The following is an 18,574-nucleotide window of genomic DNA, read 5'->3' as shown; positions in this document are numbered from 1 at the left end:
AAACCGGGCACAGCCCGGCTTTAACTTTTTGTTTACACTAGTAAAACGTTTTATTTTCCTTTGCCCGCTCAACTAAGCAATCAGCTGGCGTAAAGCGCCCATCGATGGTTTCTGCGTAGTGGGTCAGTTTGCTGACAAGGGCCTCTATTCCCAATGAATCCATATAGCGGAAAGGGCCACCTAAGAAAGGCGGGAAGCCGATCCCAAATATAGCACCGATATCACCATCTCTCGCACTTCTTATTACACCTTCATCGAGACACCGAGCAGCTTCATTGAGCATCATTAACACACAACGTTCTGCCACGCTTTTTTCGTTTAAGGTGGAATTAGGCGTAACATTCAGCAAGGGGTAAATGCTTTCATCCACCGCTTTACCGGGCTTTTTACCTTCATAAAGATAAAAGCCCTTACCGTTTTTCTTACCTTTACGGCCATCGGCTAGCACCTTATCAAAGGCTTCAGGCGCCTCAAAACGAGCGCCGAACTGTTCGATAAGGAAAGGCATAATTTTAGTGCCGACATCAATACCCACTTCATCGAGTAATTTCACCGGACCTACCGGAAAACCAAACTTCACGAGGGATTTATCGATATGATCCACCGGCTCACCGGCTAACAGTAGATACGCCGCTTCATTCATGTACGGCGCTAAAATACGATTGACATAAAACCCTGCGCCATCTTTTACCACCACCGGCGTTTTCCCCTGTTTACGGGCAAATTCTACTGTGGTTGAAATGGTGTGATCAGATGTTTTGTCATGGGCGATGACTTCTGCCAGAGGCATTTTATCTACCGGCGAGAAATAATGCAGACCAATCACATTTTCTGGACGGGCCGCTTTAGCCGCGATTTGTGCGATGGGAATCGACGAGGTATTAGAAGCAAAAATGGTGCTTTGTTGGGTGTTGGTTTCCACATCACTGACCATTTGTTGCTTTAAGTCTAGGTCTTCAAATACCGCTTCGATAACCATATCGGTGTCGGCGAAGCCCCGATAGTCTAAGCTACCTGTGAGCATAGCCATTTGTTTTTGCATCTCACTTTTCGCCATGAAGCCTTTGCGAACTTTCTTGTTTAGAATATCGTAACTGTATTTCATCGCATTAACGATACCCTCATCCCGCACATCTTTAATACGAACAGGCACGGCGGCTTTTGATGCTGTCACATAGGCAATACCCCCCCCCATTAACCCGCCACCAAGTACGCCCACTTTGGCAACGCGACTGGGCGCAACATCAGCAACCCCGTTTTCTTTCTTCATTTGCGTGGTAGCAAAGAAAATCTGACGTAGTTGATACGATTCTGGCGTCATCACCAAGCGACCAAAAGCGGCGGCTTCTGCCTCCAAACCCGCGGTCATACCTTCATTCATGCCGGTTTCTATCACATCGATAATCATTGCCGGTGCAGGGTAGTTTCCCTTTGTTTTAGCCAACGTTTGTTCTCTGGCTTTTTTAAACATCAGATTACGACCGTACTTGTTTTGCTCCAGCATTTTATTGAGGACACCCTTTTGCGGGGCTTGGCGTTGGGGTTTACGCTTTAACGCCAACTCTTGGGCCACTTTTAGCAGCACACTCTGGGGCACCATATCATCGACTAGGCCATATTTTTTAGCTTGTTTCGCTCTTGCAGGGGCACCGGTCAACATCATCTTCATGCCCTGTTGCACGCCAACTAAACGCGGTAAACGTTGGGTGCCGCCACTGCCCGGTAAAATTCCCAATTGCACTTCAGGCAAGCCCAGTTGGGTTTTCGGTGAATCCGAACACACACGATAATGACAAGCGAGCGCCAGCTCTAACCCGCCGCCTAAGGCTGGGCCGTGGATCGCGGCCACAAAGGTGGCCCGCATATTCTCAATGCGATTGAAAATGTCTTGGCCCCCTTTGGCTAACGCTTGCGCATCTTCCTGAGTTTCGCAGGCAGCTAACATACCAATGTCGGCGCCGGCCACAAAAGAAGATGATTTGCCACTACAAAGGACAACCCCTTTAATGCTGCTATCGTTTTCAATATCGTCGAGCATGGCAGAAATTTCGTCGCCGAATTCAGCCTTAAGGGTGTTCATACTTTCGCCAGGTACGTCCATTGTTAAAATGGCCACGCCATCATCGTGCTTGGTCAACGTAAAAGCACTGGCTTTTTGTTCGCCCATTGTTGTTTGTTGGTTTTCTTGCTGGCTCATTATTCAGTCTCCACAATCATTGCAGCACCTAATCCACCCGCGGCACATGCTGTCACCAGTCCAGTTCCTCCGCCTCGGCGGTTTAATTCGTTTAACATTTGCGTGATCATGCGGGTGCCGGTAGCAGCAAAGGGATGCCCATAAGCAATTGAACTTCCCATTACGTTAAACTTATCCATATCGATTTCACCGGTGGCTTTTTGGCGGCCAAGTTTTTCCTGCGCAAATTTATCACTGGCAAACATTTTGATGTTAGCTAAGGTTTGCGCGGCAAAGGCCTCATGCATCTCGATAAGTGTCAGATCATTTAATGTCATGCCCGCTCTATCGAGGGCAATAGGGGTAGCATAAGATGGCCCCATAAGCATATCTTCCCAAACATCGATGGCAGAAAAAGCGTAACTACGTAAGTAACCTAACGGCTTGTAGCCTAGTGCTTTGGCTTTACTTTCTGTCATCATCAAAACAGCAGAGGCACCATCGGTAAGAGGAGTCGCATTGGCCGCCGTTACCGAGCCGTGTTTCTTATCAAACACAGGGCGTAATTTGCTGTATCCCGCTAAGGTAGAATCAAAGCGCACATTATTGTCTTTGCCGAGGGCGCTTTTGTAAGGTGGCGCATAGGTTGTCATGACTTCGTCGTCTAACTTACCTTCATTCCAACTGGCTGCCGCTAAGGAATGAGAACGATGCGCTAATTCGTCTTGGGCTTGGCGTGAGATACCGTGACTTTTCGCCATTTGTTCGGCGGTCTGGCCCATGGAAATTCCGGTAGAATATTCAGCAACGGCTGGCGGTACAGGCATTAAATCTTTAACACCGAGTTTTTTGATGATGGCCCATTTCTGCCCCACCGTTTTTGCCTTTTGCAAATCGACTAGCGCACGAGCCATCTTTTTCGACACACCAATCGGTGACACAGACGCAGAATCCGCACCACCGGCAATACCCACCTCGATTGTGCCGGCCATCATGCTTTCAGCAATATTCACCGTACTTTGGAAACTGGTGGCACAGGCCCGAGAAACACTGTACGCATCAGTATGCACATTCATGCCCGTACCAAGTACGATTTCTCTAGCAATATTGGGCGCTTCTGGCATCTGTACAACTTGGCCATACACCACCTGATCCACCATTTTAGCGGGCACGCCGTGACGTATAAGAAGTTCGTTAACCACCATTTTTCCCAAATCCACAGCGGGAACGCCATGAAAGTAGGTCGCCATTTTAGCGAAAGGTGTACGTAAACCCGCGACGATGGCGATTCTGTCACCTTGACGGGTTGTGACTGATTGGATAGCTGTCATATTGCACCTGAATTATAGAAGACCTAAAGTGGTCTGACCTGTAAAGATACTGATTTTTACAAACTATGAACAAAATAGCAAATAAACGGGACTAACCGTTTACCGTGAAAAATAGCGAGCTCGACCAATGCGTTGGAACATATCTTGTCTTTCTGATACCAAACACTCAAGATAGCACTCGATTGTGACACTGTCAGATTATGGATAGAGAGGGCAAGCGGCCAGTCCCGAAACGCAGAAACATCGGCGAATGGTCTAATTTTGAGGATAATAAAACAGCTGCAGCATCTTGAAGCTGAAAATCCAACCCCTATTATATCTGACAATGTCTTATATACCTTAGTTACCTGTTTCCGTAAGGTTAAGATCGTTTTATCGGCATAATAGTGAATTTGCCGTTAGTACAATTATCATTTTTAGAACAAAAAAGTGGATTAAAACACTATGTCAGCAGCGCAGTTTAGACAACTTCAAACGTATTTAGATTCACAGATTATCGGCCAAACAGCACTTACTCAAAGTATGCTAATTGCCTTACTCGCTGACGGGCACATGTTAGTGGAAGGTCCTCCAGGGTTGGCAAAAACCCGAGCTATTAATGCCCTTGCCAACGGGATTGACGGTGATTTTCATCGAGTGCAATTTACCCCTGATTTATTACCCGCAGATTTAACCGGTACAGATATTTATCGTCCTGAAACCGGTGAATTTGTATTTCAAAAAGGTCCGCTTTTTCATAATCTCGTACTGGCCGACGAAATTAACCGTGCACCAGCAAAGGTGCAATCCGCCTTGCTTGAAGCAATGGCAGAGCGGCAAATTACCGTGGGTAACAAAACCTACGCCCTGTCACCACTATTTTTAGTGATGGCAACGCAAAATCCGTTGGAGCAAGAAGGGACATATCCGTTGCCTGAAGCACAACTTGACCGTTTTTTAATGCATGTAAGCATTGATTATCCAACAGCGGAAACCGAATTATCCATTCTTCGACTTACTCGAAATGAAGATCTCAAACAACAAGTTGAAACGCCCCCGACCCTTACACAAGAAGATATATTCCTTGCCCGTAAAGGAGCGTTGTCGTTACACATGGCACCAGAGCTGGAAACCTATCTGGTGCAATTGATTATGGCCACCCGTGATCCGGCAGCTTATGATCCGTCGATGGCCGGGTGGATAGATTTTGGCGTCAGCCCTCGGGCAACCATTGCCCTAGACCGTTGTGCACGGGCGCATGCTTGGTTAGCCGGACGTGATTTTGTAGGACCCGACGATATTCAAGCCGTTGTCCATAATGTATTGAGACACCGCATTATTCTATCCTATGAAGCCGAAGCTGAAGGCGTAACAGTCGATCAAGTACTAGATAAAATCGTAAGTCTAGTAGCAGTTCCTTAATATTATGCACCCTGAACATTCTACGTTGAGTTTACTCAAAAGTGATGGCGTGGAGCTATCACTGCCAGAGCTGCTGCGGTATCAATCCTTAACCAAAGGATTAAATTTAACACCGCAGACGCCACCTCGAGCATTAATGTCTGGTGCATACCTTAGCCGTCAGAAAGGCCGAGGCATGGAATTTGATGAAGCCCGCCATTATCAACCTGGTGACGACATTCGGGCCATTGATTGGCGGGTAACGGCGCGCACCGGCAAGACTCACACAAAAATTTATCGGGAAGAACGAGAACGGCCCGTTTTTATTTTGTGCGATCTGGGCAAATCCATGCATTTTGGCTCCCAACTATTACTCAAGTCGGTACAAGCCAGCCACATTGCCGCGCTACTAAGTTGGAGCGCAGCACAACGTGGCGATAAAGTTGGTGCCGTTATCTTTAACGATAATATGCATCGAGAATGTAAGCCCTTATCGCGAAAACGTGCCGTGCTTTCTTTATGCCATGAATTACGAAAAGTACAGATCCAACAGATAACTGATGTCGATACCCGTGCATTTGATGAAGCCTGTTTGCGTTTACGCCGGATTGCTCGTCCCGGTAGCTTGGTCTATTTAATTTCCGATTTTGTTAATATGGGAGTCGGTGCAGATCAGCATTTGTCACACTTGGCTCGCCACTGCGAGATGAAAGCCATTCGTGTATGGGATCCCATGGAAAGCGCCTTGCCTAACTTGCCAGTGACCCAGCAAGTCAGTGTTACCGATGGCGTCAATACGCAAAACTGGCCTTTAGGCGATAAATCCCTAACTACCCGCTACAGTGAATGGCGCAGCCACATTACCCAGCAGATACATCAGCAATTTGAAAGTAAACGTATTCACTTGACGGACATTTCCGCGGGTCTTCCCCTTGAACAACAATTTGATAATTTCCGGGGGCGCCTATAATGAACGACCCCATGCAAAATAACCCCTTAGCCCAATTAAAAGGTATTCATACACCTGAAACTGTAAGCAGTTTCCCCCTAGCTTGGGGTTGGTGGGTTATCATTGTCGCGGTGCTATTAACTGTCTTGGCGGGATTCTATTTATGGCATCGTCATCGACGTTTTACTGCTGCCCGTAAACAGGCAATAAACGCAATTCGTACTCTTTCGTCTGCACGCCCTGATGCCCTAAGAACCCTTAACAGCATTCTTAAACGGGTGAGTATGCACTATGATCCCCAAAGCAACACCGCCGGCCTTTTTGGCGATAAATGGCACGCTTATTTAATTGCCCAAGTTGCAGACAAATACGCTAACCAAATCGGTGCCCCCCTGGCTCAATTACAAAGCACCCTTTATCAGCCAACATCTGAGGATAATCACAACTTTGAAGAGTACCAACAGGCGGCATTAACTTGGGTAAAACAAGCCCGTATCACTCAGTTTAGACCTTCTTCCACTGTTAGGGAGACATCAAGTCATGTTTGAATTTGCTTGGTGGTGGGTATGGTTTGCCCTTCCTCTTCCACTGCTGTTTTTTATTCTACCGCCACGGGAACGAAGCCAGTCGGCGCCATTGCGCATGCCCTTACTTTTGCCTGGCGAAGCCTTGCCAACAGGCAAAGCCGGCCGCTCGCGCCTTTTGTTTTATACTGGCTTGCTCACTTGGTTGTGTCTTATCACTGCTGCGGCTCGTCCCCAATGGCTAGGAGAGCCCATTAGCATCCCTAATGAAGGCCGTGAAATGATGTTAGCGGTGGATCTGTCCGGCAGCATGAAAATTGAAGATATGGACGTTAATGGCCGACAAGTAAACCGTCTTACCATGATTAAATCTGTACTCGATGATTTCATCGCACGTCGTGTAGGAGACCGACTAGGGCTTATTTTGTTTGCCGATACCGCATACCTGCAAGCACCACTAACCTACGATAGAGAAACCGTGGCTCGTTTACTTGACGAAACGGTTATTGGCTTAGTGGGTGAACAAACAGCCATTGGTGATGCAATTGGTTTAGCAGTGAAACGATTCAAACAAAGAGATGAAACCAATAATGTGGTGATTCTACTGACCGACGGCCAAAACACCGCCGGTAATATTACGCCACAACAAGCCAAAGAATTAGCCGTTGAGAGTGGGGCTACCCTTTACACCATTGGTGTAGGTGCAGATAAAATGCTAGTTAGGAGCTTTTTTGGCAGCCGTCAGGTCAACCCTTCTCAGGAGTTAGATGAAAATATGCTTACGGATCTTGCCGAGTCCACAGGTGGGCAATACTTCCGAGCTCGAAATACAGAAGAATTAAACACCATTTATCATACCCTTGATGAACTTGAACCCATTGAAGGCGAAGCCCGTAAAATGCGGCCACGTACCGCGTTATTTTACTACCCCTTGGCCCTCGCTCTGCTACTAAGCATTATTCCACCGCTCTCATACAGCGCCCGCGGTTTATGGTTTTTGTTTTCATCCCGCCGTAGGGAGACACACAAATGATGTCCCTGCCTATTCACGATTTTCACTTTCTACGCCCACTTTGGTTACTGGCTATTGTGCCGTTACTGATTCTATTTTTTGGGGTGATGAAATTTCGCGCTAAACAGTCGGGCTGGCAGCAAGTTATTGCCCCCCATTTATATCAGCACCTGGTTACCGGTGAAGACAAACCCAAGAAACAAGCGCCTTTAGGCTTACTATTCTGGTGCTGGACTTTGGCCGTTATAGCGTTAGCCGGCCCCACGTGGGAGCGCCTTCCACAACCGGTGTTTCAGGTTCAACAAGGCCATGTGGTGGTGATTGATATGTCGTTGTCCATGCGTGCAACTGACATCACTCCCGACCGCTTAACCCGAGCAAAATACAAAGCCATCGATTTAATCCATGCCATCGACGAAGGAGAGATGGGATTAGTGGCGTATGCCGGTGATGCCTTTACCATTAGTCCGCTGACCACCGATGCCGCCAACCTTGTGGCTTTGTTACCGGGATTAAGCCCTGAAATCATGCCCGTTAGTGGTAGCGATCCTTATCGTGGTTTATCTGAAGCTGCAGACTTGCTGAAAAACGCAGGTTATCAGCAAGGTGATATCTACTGGATCACGGACGGTATTTCCATGGATCAAAATAACGATATCACGACCCTGCTAAGGGACCTTCCCTATCATGTAAATATTCTGGGTGTTGGCACAGATCAAGGTGCGCCTATCCGACAAATCAACGGTGAATTGCTCAAAGATCGGTTCGGACAAATTGTTATTCCGAAAATGCGCAGTGATCAACTTAAAGATATCGCCCAGCGAAGTGGTGGAAACTATGCCTCCATCAGTGCCGATGATGCTGACATCAATGAATTGATTGATAATCAATGGCTAAATCCCGAGGCCAAGGAAAGTGATGATAAAAGCAATACCGACGGTGATCAGTGGGACGAACTCGGCCCTTGGCTACTTTTATTACTGCTCCCCTTTGCTGCCTACAGCTTTCGCCGTGGGCTAGTTGCCGTTTTTATTATTTTGCCTTGGATTTGGGCTACGCCAACCCCGGTTATGGCTCAAACCCCAGCACAAAATACCAGCGAGGAAACGCCGCCTCACGTTGTAAGCTGGTATAAAAAACCTTTCCTCAATAGTGACCAGCAAGGCTTAGAAGCCTATCAGGCTGAGGACTACACCACCGCCAGCCAGCAATTTAAAGATCACGCTTGGCGCGGTGCTGCCGCCTATAACGAAGGTAACTATGAAGCCGCGTTACAAGATTTTTCTGAAGTGGAAGGTGCCCAAGCTCGCTACAATCAGGGCAATGCATTGGCACAACTAGGTAAGTTAGACGAGGCCATCGAACAATATGACCAGGCCCTCGCATTAGAACCAGATTTTGCTGATGCAAAAGCCAATAAAGACGTAGTGGAAAAATTAAAGCAGCAGCAAGAGCAACAGCAGCAACAACAGCAACAACAGCAACAATCTGACCAAGACCAGCAACAAAATGATGATCAGCAACAAAACGATGAGCAACAGGACTCATCAAAAGACAATGCTGGGAATCAGAACAAAGACAATGACGGTCAGTCCAATGACCAAGATGGTCAACCCAATGATCAACAAAGCAATGATCAAAGCGACGCAAACGATGGCGACCAGAACAATCAGCAGTCACAAGGTAATCAAAATGAGTCGTCTCAACCCAATGACGACAAGGCCGCAGATGCTGGGCCAGAACCAGCCGATGAACCAGAACAAGATAATGGCGGTCAAGATGAAGCGTCTTCTTCCTCGGCAGAGCCCACAGATGAAGAAAACCAATCCGCCAATACCAAGGCTATGCAAGCCCAACCGGCAGAACTAACGGATGAAGAAAAAGAAAAAATGCAACGCTTAGAAAATCTGATGAAAAAAATCCCTGACGATCCAGCTTTCTTGTTGAAGCGAAAAATGCAATTGGAAGCCCAACAAAGAAAACGTCAAGGACCGCCTTCTAACCGGAGTGAATGGTAATGAAAAATATACGAATAGTCTGGCTGCTCTTGCTGCTTCGTATACCCGCAGTAATGGCTGACGTATCCGAGGTTGAAGCAACCATCGACAAAAACCCTGTGATGGTGGATGAAGCGATTCAACTTACCGTTATTGCCCATGGTGATGCAAATAGAGATGCATTCGATAGCTCGCCGTTGTTAAAAGATTTTGTGGTAGGCCGAACCGCGGTCAGTTCACAAACCCGTATTATCAACTTTGATAAAGAAGAAACCACCACATGGACCACAACACTGTTTCCCCGTGGAGAAGGTAATTTCACCATACCCGCCTTAACGGTAGAGGGAAAACAGACCCAACCCATTACGGTTCGAGTGATCCCGGTAAAAAACGGAACCGGTCAATCCACACGAGACTATTACGTCACTACAAATGTAGATACTGAAAATGTCTATTTACACCAGCAGTTGCTTTATACCACAAAGTTATATTTATCCTCCGGTATCGAACGGGGAAGCCTGCAAGCTCCTGATCTAACAAACGCACAAATCCAACAGCTCGGTGAAGATAAGCAATACTCGGATATCGTTAATGGTAAACGCTACCAGGTGATTGAGCGCAATTACGCCATCGTGCCCCAGGCGTCGGGACAATTTACCATTAAAGGCCCCGTATTTAGCGGTGACATCGTAGTCCAGGATCCCAATACCAGTTTTGGCTTTTTCAACCGTACCAAACAAATCAATCGTAGAGGTCCGGATGTAAGCGTAGAAGTGAAGCCTGTTCCCGCCGATATCGATTACCATTGGTTACCGAGCGAATACGTATCAATTAATGAAGAGTGGCCGCAAAATCAACAATTTATGGTAGGCGAACCTATCACCAGAACGATAACATTGACGGCTATGGGGGTGGTTGAGGAGCAGTTACCTGAACTTCCACAGGTGTACCCACCTGCCTTTAAATTATATCCGGACCAAGCAAACACGGCCACGGTGAATAAAAATAACACCCTGATTGCTCAACGTGTGGAATCCCTTGCTATGATCCCCAATCAAGCGGGACAATTTGTCCTGCCTAAGATCACGGTTCCTTGGTTTAATGTGTTGACGGGAGAAACGGAGTACGCCACATTACCGGCCAAGTCAATCACGGTGGCACCGGCCGCTGCCGGCAGCAATGCGCAAGGGGCTGTTTCCCCCCCCGTAACGACAACGCCAGCGTCCCCTTCCGTCCAACCCAAAGCACCAATTGCACCTCCGCCTATGGCTCAGGAAAATCCATCGAACAACGTATTCTTATGGATATTTATCATCTTGTGGTTAATGACCTTAGCGGGATGGAGCGCTACCGTTATTTACTTTAGACGTAAACTGATCAACACCAGTCAAAATCCCTTAGTGACAAAAGGCACTGTCAATACAGACGAAAAAAACCGCTTTCATCAGCTTAAACATATTGCTCAAACAGGAACGCCCGGACAAATACAGCAAGCATGGAAGCAATGGCGACAATGTCTGCAGATTTCCACCGAGAATGTTGACGCACAGGCATGTGAGTCACAGATCCAACAGCAAATAAATGCTATGCTTGCCAATCAATTTGGCCAAGGTAACGATAATATTGATAAAACCAAGGTTATTAAAAATATTGTGCAATTAAGAACGCTAGTACAGCGTCAGCAACCTCAGGACTTGTCGTTGCAATCTCTGTACCCGCAAAGCACATCGCCCTAGGTGATGTGCTTTACCTGACCATAACGAGAAAAGTAAGGGAAACACTAATGGTTAAACACAACACGACGAAACTCTCCTCACTCGCCCTACTCGTGGCAGGACTATCCGCTTGCTCCCCTGCTCCCGAGAAACCTGAAACCACTTCCGTTGCGCCCCAATTACAAGAAAGTACCACGACGCAATCTGAATCAGAGCGATTAAGTGCTTTTTTTGAACGCACTTTTGAAGAAGATCTTCGCCGTGACCCCATGCGTCAAAGCTACATGGGGAAAAAGTGGGATTACGATAAATGGACTGACATTTCTGATGAATTTATCGATCAGACCATGGCGTTGAAGAAAAATAGACTGGAAGTACTAGACACTTTTGACACTGAGCAATTAAGTGCTCAAGAACAATTGAGTATTCGTTTATATAGGCAAGGAATTGAACGGGATCTGGCCAATGATGAATTCCGCTATCACCGCTATATTGTGCATCAATTTCGTGCTGCCCACACTCAAGTTCCAAGTTTTTTAATTAATATACACCGGGTTTCCAGTGTAGAAGACGCCCAAGCGTATATTTCTCGTCTAGACAAGGTCGATACCTATTTTGCTCAGGTGATAGAGCAAATGAAGCATCGAGAAGAAGCTGGGGTGTTCCCGCCCAAATGGGCCTATGATCAAATGATCACCGCCGCTGAAAATGTAATTTCCGGCGCCCCTTTCGATCCATCTGACGCGCCATCAACCATTTGGCAGGATTTCAACGAAAAGGTCGCACAACTAGATATTGACGAAGTTGAAAAGAAAAACTTGTTAGGTGAAGCCAAAGCCGCGTTGCTAACGTCGGTTAAACCCGCCTATGACGATCTGATAGCAGCCTTTGCCCACCAACGTACATTGTCACCCGAAGGTGATGGCGTGTGGCGCTTACCCGATGGGGATAAGTGGTATGCTAACCGATTAGCCTGGTTTACCACCACAGATTTAAACGCCGAACAAATCCACCAAATTGGCTTAGAAAATGTTGATCGTATCCATACCGCTATGGAAAAAATCAAACAAGACGTTGGCTTTGAAGGCTCCTTACAAGCATTTTTTGAATTTATGCGTAACGATCCTCAATTCTATTATCCAAATACCGACGCTGGACGCGACGAATACCTTGCCGATGCCAAAGCGGCCATAGATAAGATGCGCGAAGCCTTACCAGATTACTTTGGATTACTGCCTGAAGCAGATATTGTGGTTAAACGCGTCGAGCCCTTTAGAGAGCAATCAGCAGGTAAAGCCTTTTATCAAAGCCCGGCCGCAGATGGCAGCCGTCCGGGAATTTACTATGCTAACCTTTATGTGATGAGTGCAATGCCCACTTATCAATTAGAAGCCTTGGCTTTCCATGAAGGGATCCCTGGTCATCATATGCAGCGCGCCATTGCGCAAGAGTTAACTAGCATTCCTCAATTCCAAAAATACTTACCTGCCACCGCCTATACCGAAGGTTGGGGCCTGTATTCAGAGGAATTGGGCAAGGACATGGGCTTTTATGAAGATCCATACTCGGATTTTGGGCGCTTGGCTATGGAATTATGGCGCGCCTGCAGATTGGTTGTAGATACGGGTATACATACCAAGAAGTGGTCTCGGGAAGAAGCGATTCAATACTTGATAGAGAATACGCCGAATCCTGAATCCGATGCGGTGAAAGCCATTGAGCGTTACATTGCTATGCCGGGGCAAGCCACCGCGTATATGATAGGTAAGCTTAAAATAATGTCTCTGCGCGATGAAGCGCAACAAGCATTAGGCGATAAATTTTCCTATGCAGACTTCCATGACGAAATATTAAAAGATGGCCCGATGCCATTAACTCTATTGGAAGAAAAAACCCGAAAGTGGATTGAAGAGACGAAAAATCACTAGCACAAAATATGTTCAAAATAGCAGCATCTACGGATGCTGCTATTTTTTTGTGTTTACATTTTTATTTATTTCTCGACTGTTTCAATCTAGTCTTAAAAAAAAACTAAAGAGTGAAAGTTATTTGTGACTAGTCAGGTCTACTCTGTCATGAAAGAAAAACAAAAACGATACGAAGCACTGGTTCATGCTTTTCATGGCGATATTTATCGGTATGCATACTGGCTAACTCGTGATGGCTCCATTGCCGAAGACATAGTGCAAGAAACCTTTCTTCGTGCATGGCGGTCTCTTGATGCTTTAAAAGATGAAAAGTCGGCAAAGTCTTGGCTTATCACCATTGTACGCCGCGAGAATGCCCGTCGATTTGAACGAAAACAACTCGACTTAGTGGACATCGATGATGTACAGGTTACTGATGAAGCTTTTCATGCGACACCTGAAAGCGACCACGAGGAGCTGCGGGTATTGATAGCACGATTGCCTGTAGATTATAGAGAACCCTTGTTACTCCAGCTTATTTTCGGCTATTCCGGGGAAGAGATTGCCCAACAATTGGAACTGAACAAAAATACTGTTATGACGCGCCTGTTTCGTGCTAGAAACCAGCTTAAGGATATGCTGGAACGGGATGCGTCCAGTGAAAGAGGTCGTACTAATGGATGATTTAGAATTTCGTCGTCGTGTTTTTGCTAATCCAAGCACTACCGACAAAGACGTTAAAGATGCGGTAAGCCAAGATAGCGACAAAGCTAGGCTTAAAGCTTCATTGCAAGCGCTAGATAACCAATTATGCCAAGCAATGAAGATCCCCGTGCCTGATGATCTGGCCCATAAACTTATCTGGCAACAAGCCACGGAAGAATTCAACCAGCATAAGCGCAGAAGCCGTTGGTTTGTAGCCATGGCGGCCTCTATCGCATTGGTCGTAGGCATCACCGGCACATTGGTCTATCAATATGAGCCTGAAAATTTAGGTACCGATGCGTTGGTACACATGCGGTATGCTGAAATGGAGATCCCGCCCTCAGTGGAAGATCTCGATATCCATCAAGTTAACGCTAAACTAGCAGGCTTTGGCGGTGCATTTTCTGCGCCCATCGGTGATGTGACTGTGGCTAACTACTGTCACTTAAATACGGTGCGTAGCTTGCACCTTATTTTGAATACCGAACAAGGTAAGATGTCTGTATTTGTCGTTCCCCATAATGACGACATGGATTTACCGACTTCCTTTGCCGATGATAAATACCATGGCGAAAGCTGGTCTACCGATAAAGCCAACATTATGGTGGTCGGAGACAAAAAAGCGAACCTAGAGCCAATGATGGAAAAAGTAAAAAGTACCATCGTATTTTCTACATAAATTAGCTGGCAGCCTTTACTGGCTGCCATTTTCACATACCTTTCCCGCGCCACCTTATGAACGAACTAACAGAATCTGTGCCACTGACATAGAGACTGCCCACTGTTCCTGTTAGCATAAAGAAAAAACAAACAGGAAACCCAACGATTATGGCAACAGGCACCCTGATTTCTCTCGGTATATATTTTGTGGCAATGCTAGGAATAGGGTTGTTTGCTTATCGCCAAACCGACACTAGCGTCGAAGGCTACATGCTCGGCGGCCGTCAATTAGGCCCGGCGGTTACCGCGTTATCTGCGGGAGCGTCGGATATGAGTGGTTGGATGCTGATGGGATTACCCGGCGCCATGTTTGTATCCGGTATTTCTTCCGGCTGGATCGCCGTAGGCCTTACCTTAGGGGCGTTAGCGAATTATCTCCTCGTTGCTCCTCGGCTTCGTATTTATACAGAAATCGCCAATAATGCGGTTACCCTTCCCGATTATTTTGAAAACCGTTTTGCCGACAACACCCGTATCTTACGAGTGATTGCGTCGGTGGTAATCGTTGTCTTCTTTACCTTATATACCTCATCTGGGGTCGTTGCTGGCGGGAAGTTATTTGAATCGTCTTTCGGTCTTAGTTACGAAACCGGTTTGTATGTCACCACAGGCGTGGTAGTAGCCTATACCCTGTTCGGCGGTTTTATGGCGGTGAGTATCACCGATTTCGTGCAAGGTTGTATCATGTTTGTGTCACTGATCATGGTGCCAGCGGTGGTCATTAGCGAATTAGGCGGTTTCAGTGATGCCCTCGATGCCGTTCGTGCCATCGACCCGACGTTACTGGCATTGTTTACCGACGCTAAAACCGGTGCATCCTTATCTGCTATTACCCTAATTTCGTTGATGGCGTGGGGACTCGGTTACTTCGGTCAACCCCATATTATCGTTCGCTTTATGGCTATTCGTTCTGTTGACGATGTACCAACCGCGCGACGTATTGGTATGTCGTGGATGTTTGTATCTATTATCGGCGCCCTGATGACTGGGCTTTTTGGGCTGGCCTATGTGACCCAGCAAAGCGCCGATATCGATCCTGAAACCATTTTTATTTATCTTTCTCAATTGCTGTTTCATCCCCTCATTGGCGGTTTTTTGCTGGCGGCTATCTTGGCCGCGATTATGAGCACGATTTCATCTCAACTGTTAGTCACTTCCAGTTCGTTAACCAGTGATTTTTACCAAGCATTTGTACGCCGTGATGCGTCTGACAAAGAACTGGTAATAGCCGGTCGCCTGTCAGTGGTATTGGTCGCCTTAATTGCTATTTACCTTGCCTATGACAGAAACAGCACCATTTTATCTTTGGTTAGTAATGCATGGGCTGGCTTTGGTGCCGCATTTGGACCCTTGGTTTTATTCAGCTTGTTTAAAAGAGACATGACGCGCCGTGCGGCGTTAGGTGGCATGATAGTCGGCGCGGTGACGGTACTGCTATGGATTTCCATCGAGATCGACGGACAAAGCTTAAGTGACTGGATGTATGAAATTGTGCCCGGATTTATTTTATCTAGTCTTACCATTTTAATCTTAAGTAAAACCGGTACTCCCCGAGATGGTGTCGTAGAGGTGTTCGACGCATTTAACCACAAATTACAGCAAACAAAACAAACTGGCGGGCGCTAGTTAGCGAACAACTCCCACAACAAGCAAGATGAAATATTCTGGTCATACTGCCACTCTATGGTATGACCAGATTTGCCAACAAAATGCAAAGGGTCTTGATGTGCTAGCAAATTTGTCGCTAAGGTATAAAACAGCTATTTCGTATAGCAAATTAGCATAGCACTTTTGTCTTTAAATATGTTAGGGTTCTAAGCATATAATTGTTTAGCATATAACCTTAACTATCGGACTCGAAAATGACTTTAGAAATTCCGTCTATTACCCATCTGAAACAACTCGAAGCCGAGAGCATCCACATTTTCCGCGAAGTTGCCGCCGAATTTGAAAATCCGGTAATGTTGTATTCTGTCGGAAAGGATTCCTCCGTGCTTTTACACCTGGCCCGCAAAGCATTTGCGCCTGGTAAAATTCCTTTTCCTCTTCTCCACGTAGATACCACGTGGAAATTCCGCGAGATGATAGAGTTTCGTGATCAACAGGCCAAAAAATACGGTTTCGACCTGCTTGTTCATATAAACCAAGAAGGCGTAGATGCCGGTATCGGCCCATTTAGTCACGGCAGTGCTAAGCACACCGATGTGATGAAAACAGCGTCTCTTAAGCAGGCTCTAAACAAGTATAAATTTGACGCTGCCTTTGGTGGTGCCCGCCGTGATGAAGAAAAATCCCGTGCCAAAGAACGGGTTTACTCGTTCCGTGATAGTAACCATCGCTGGGATCCTAAAAATCAACGCCCTGAGTTGTGGAACATCTATAACTCACAAGTTAATAAAGGCGAAAGTATCCGTGTATTCCCTATGTCTAACTGGACTGAACTGGATATCTGGCAATACATTTACTTAGAAAATATCGATATTCCTCAACTGTATCTGGCCAAGCCTCGTCCGGTTGTAGAACGTGATGGCGTACTTATTATGGTCGACGACGATCGTATGCCTATCGAAGAAGGCGAAACACCTGAAATGCGTTCAGTTCGTTTCCGTACACTAGGTTGCTATCCGCTTACCGGTGCTGTTGAATCCACCGCCGCTACGTTGCCAGAAGTTATTCAGGAAATGTTATTAACTAAAACCTCCGAACGCCAAGGCCGGGTCATCGACCATGATAGTGCCGGTTCAATGGAGAAGAAAAAAATGGAAGGTTATTTCTAATGACCACGAATATTGTCTGGCATAAGCATGAGGTGAACAAAGCATCTCGTGCAGAAAGCCTGGGACAAACGCCCCGGGTATTATGGTTAACCGGCTTTAGTGGTTCAGGAAAATCTACGTTGTCGAACCTGCTGGAGAAAAAATTCCAGGAACAAGGCAAGCATACATACCTTCTTGATGGCGACAATGTTCGCCATGGCTTATGTGGCGATTTAGGTTTCAGCGATAAAGATCGAGTGGAAAATATTCGCCGGGTAAGTGAAGTTGCAAAGTTGTTTGTCGACTCTGGCGTTATTGTGTTAACCGCATTTATTTCGCCTTTTCAGGTAGACCGGGATTATTGTCGTAACCTGCTAGAAGACGGTGAGTTCGTTGAAGTTTTCGTTGATACTCCCTTGGATGTTTGCGAACAACGTGATCCTAAGGGTTTGTATAAGAAAGCCCGTGCTGGGGAAATTAAAGATTTCACTGGTATCTCTTCTACTTACGAAGCGCCTGAAAATCCGGAAATTCATCTTACCTATCAAGATGAAGCGGCGGAGCAAACCGCAGAGCGCCTGTATACCATGCTTGAAGAAAAAGGACTTGTGTAATGGCATTACCTGATCCATTAGCAGAACAAATTGTGCGTATCAGTAAAGATGCTGGTGCGAAAATCATGGAAATCTATGAACGAGATTTCGCGATTTATGAGAAAGAAGATACCAGTCCGCTGACAGAAGCCGATTTAGCCGCTCATAACGTCATTGTGAAAGGACTGGAAGCCATATCTGAGTTACCGATCTTGTCTGAAGAGTCGGCTGATATTGCTTGGGAAGAACGTAAAACCTGGGACAAATACTGGCTCGTTGATCCCTTAGATGGCACCAAAGAGTTCATCAAAAAGAACGGTGAATTTACTGTCAATATTGCCCTTATCGATAATGGTAAACCGGTAATGGGTGTGGTTTTCGCGCCAGTGTTAGAACGCACTTATATCGGCATCGACGGTGCCGGAGCTTGGCTTGAGTCAGACGGCGAAATGAAGCCCATGACGGCGAAAAAACACAGTGCAGGAGAAACCTGGAAAGTGGTAGGCAGTCGCTCTCACCAAAGTCCAGAAATCAAAAACCTGCTAGAACAACTTGGTGGCGAAGCTGAATTGGTCGCCATGGGAAGTTCCTTGAAATTATGTTTGGTGGCATCTGGAGATGCCCATCTTTATCCCCGTCTTGGCCCAACGTCAGAATGGGATACAGGTGCAGCCCATGCGGTAGCTACCGCAGCCGGCGCAAAAGTAACGGTTTTGGATCCTGCCGATCCATTGGCCGAAAACGCCCCCGACCTAACCTACAATCAAAAAGAATCTGTGTTGAACCCATTTTTCTTAGTGAGCGCATAA

At 46.5% G+C, this 18,574-nt stretch carries 15 protein-coding genes; 13 read left to right on the top strand and 2 right to left on the bottom strand.

Annotated features, from left to right (window positions below):
- Positions 1 to 37 precede the first annotated feature (37 nt).
- Both fadJ and fadI read right to left on the bottom strand, forming a co-directional pair.
- Positions 38 to 2,197, bottom strand: coding sequence for a fatty acid oxidation complex subunit alpha FadJ (gene fadJ / locus KO501_RS03900; protein ID WP_252728149.1), 2,160 nt, complete (start codon positions 2,195 to 2,197; stop codon positions 38 to 40).
- Positions 2,197 to 3,507, bottom strand: coding sequence for an acetyl-CoA C-acyltransferase FadI (gene fadI, locus KO501_RS03895; RefSeq protein ID WP_216028348.1), 1,311 nt, complete (start codon positions 3,505 to 3,507; stop codon positions 2,197 to 2,199). Before fadI ends, fadJ begins: the two co-directional genes overlap by 1 nt.
- Positions 3,508 to 3,951: 444 nt before the next feature.
- On the opposite strand from fadI, the gene KO501_RS03890 reads away from it, so the two are divergent.
- From KO501_RS03890 to cysQ, 13 genes are all read left to right on the top strand, one after another.
- Positions 3,952 to 4,908: a MoxR family ATPase gene (locus tag KO501_RS03890; protein ID WP_216028347.1), complete on the top strand. Its 957-nt coding sequence runs from the start codon at positions 3,952 to 3,954 to the stop codon at positions 4,906 to 4,908.
- Between the two features lie 4 nt (positions 4,909 to 4,912).
- Positions 4,913 to 5,857, top strand: coding sequence for a DUF58 domain-containing protein (locus KO501_RS03885; protein ID WP_216028346.1), 945 nt, complete (start codon positions 4,913 to 4,915; stop codon positions 5,855 to 5,857).
- Entirely contained in the window at positions 5,857 to 6,384 is a 528-nt protein-coding gene (locus KO501_RS03880) for a DUF4381 domain-containing protein (RefSeq protein ID WP_216028345.1), read from the top strand. Before KO501_RS03885 ends, KO501_RS03880 begins: the two co-directional genes overlap by 1 nt.
- Positions 6,377 to 7,393 carry a VWA domain-containing protein gene (locus KO501_RS03875; RefSeq protein ID WP_216028344.1) on the top strand — a complete coding sequence of 339 codons (1,017 nt, stop codon included), beginning with the start codon at positions 6,377 to 6,379 and terminating at the stop codon, positions 7,391 to 7,393. The genes KO501_RS03880 and KO501_RS03875 overlap by 8 nt, the downstream gene beginning before the upstream one ends.
- A complete protein-coding gene (locus tag KO501_RS03870) occupies positions 7,390 to 9,390 on the top strand; it encodes a VWA domain-containing protein (RefSeq protein ID WP_354667808.1) in 2,001 nt (666 codons plus the stop codon). Before KO501_RS03875 ends, KO501_RS03870 begins: the two co-directional genes overlap by 4 nt.
- On the top strand, positions 9,390 to 11,105 hold the full coding sequence (locus KO501_RS03865; RefSeq protein WP_252728147.1) for a BatD family protein: 1,716 nt from the start codon (positions 9,390 to 9,392) through the stop codon (positions 11,103 to 11,105). The genes KO501_RS03870 and KO501_RS03865 overlap by 1 nt, the downstream gene beginning before the upstream one ends.
- Positions 11,106 to 11,152: 47 nt before the next feature.
- Positions 11,153 to 13,012, top strand: a complete 1,860-nt coding sequence (locus KO501_RS03860) for a DUF885 domain-containing protein (RefSeq protein WP_216028342.1) — start codon at positions 11,153 to 11,155, stop codon at positions 13,010 to 13,012.
- Positions 13,013 to 13,135: 123 nt separating this feature from the next.
- The gene (locus KO501_RS03855) at positions 13,136 to 13,675 is read left to right on the top strand and encodes a sigma-70 family RNA polymerase sigma factor (RefSeq protein ID WP_354667807.1); all 540 of its coding nucleotides are present in this window, start codon (positions 13,136 to 13,138) and stop codon (positions 13,673 to 13,675) included.
- Positions 13,668 to 14,375, top strand: a complete 708-nt coding sequence (locus tag KO501_RS03850) for a DUF3379 family protein (RefSeq protein WP_216028340.1) — start codon at positions 13,668 to 13,670, stop codon at positions 14,373 to 14,375. Before KO501_RS03855 ends, KO501_RS03850 begins: the two co-directional genes overlap by 8 nt.
- A 149-nt stretch (positions 14,376 to 14,524) precedes the next feature.
- The gene (gene putP, locus KO501_RS03845) at positions 14,525 to 16,042 is read left to right on the top strand and encodes a sodium/proline symporter PutP (protein WP_216028339.1); all 1,518 of its coding nucleotides are present in this window, start codon (positions 14,525 to 14,527) and stop codon (positions 16,040 to 16,042) included.
- Between the two features lie 236 nt (positions 16,043 to 16,278).
- On the top strand, positions 16,279 to 17,193 hold the full coding sequence (gene cysD, locus KO501_RS03840) for a sulfate adenylyltransferase subunit CysD (protein WP_216028338.1): 915 nt from the start codon (positions 16,279 to 16,281) through the stop codon (positions 17,191 to 17,193).
- A complete protein-coding gene (gene cysC / locus KO501_RS03835) occupies positions 17,193 to 17,786 on the top strand; it encodes an adenylyl-sulfate kinase (protein WP_216028337.1) in 594 nt (197 codons plus the stop codon). Before cysD ends, cysC begins: the two co-directional genes overlap by 1 nt.
- Entirely contained in the window at positions 17,786 to 18,574 is a 789-nt protein-coding gene (gene cysQ / locus KO501_RS03830) for a 3'(2'),5'-bisphosphate nucleotidase CysQ (RefSeq protein WP_216028336.1), read from the top strand. The genes cysC and cysQ overlap by 1 nt, the downstream gene beginning before the upstream one ends.

The sequence above is a fragment of the Alteromonas sp. C1M14 genome, assembly GCF_018860965.1.
Classification (GTDB): domain Bacteria; phylum Pseudomonadota; class Gammaproteobacteria; order Enterobacterales; family Alteromonadaceae; genus Alteromonas.
Note: the sequence above shows the minus strand (reverse complement) of the source record. Positions and strands in the feature narration are given on the sequence as shown.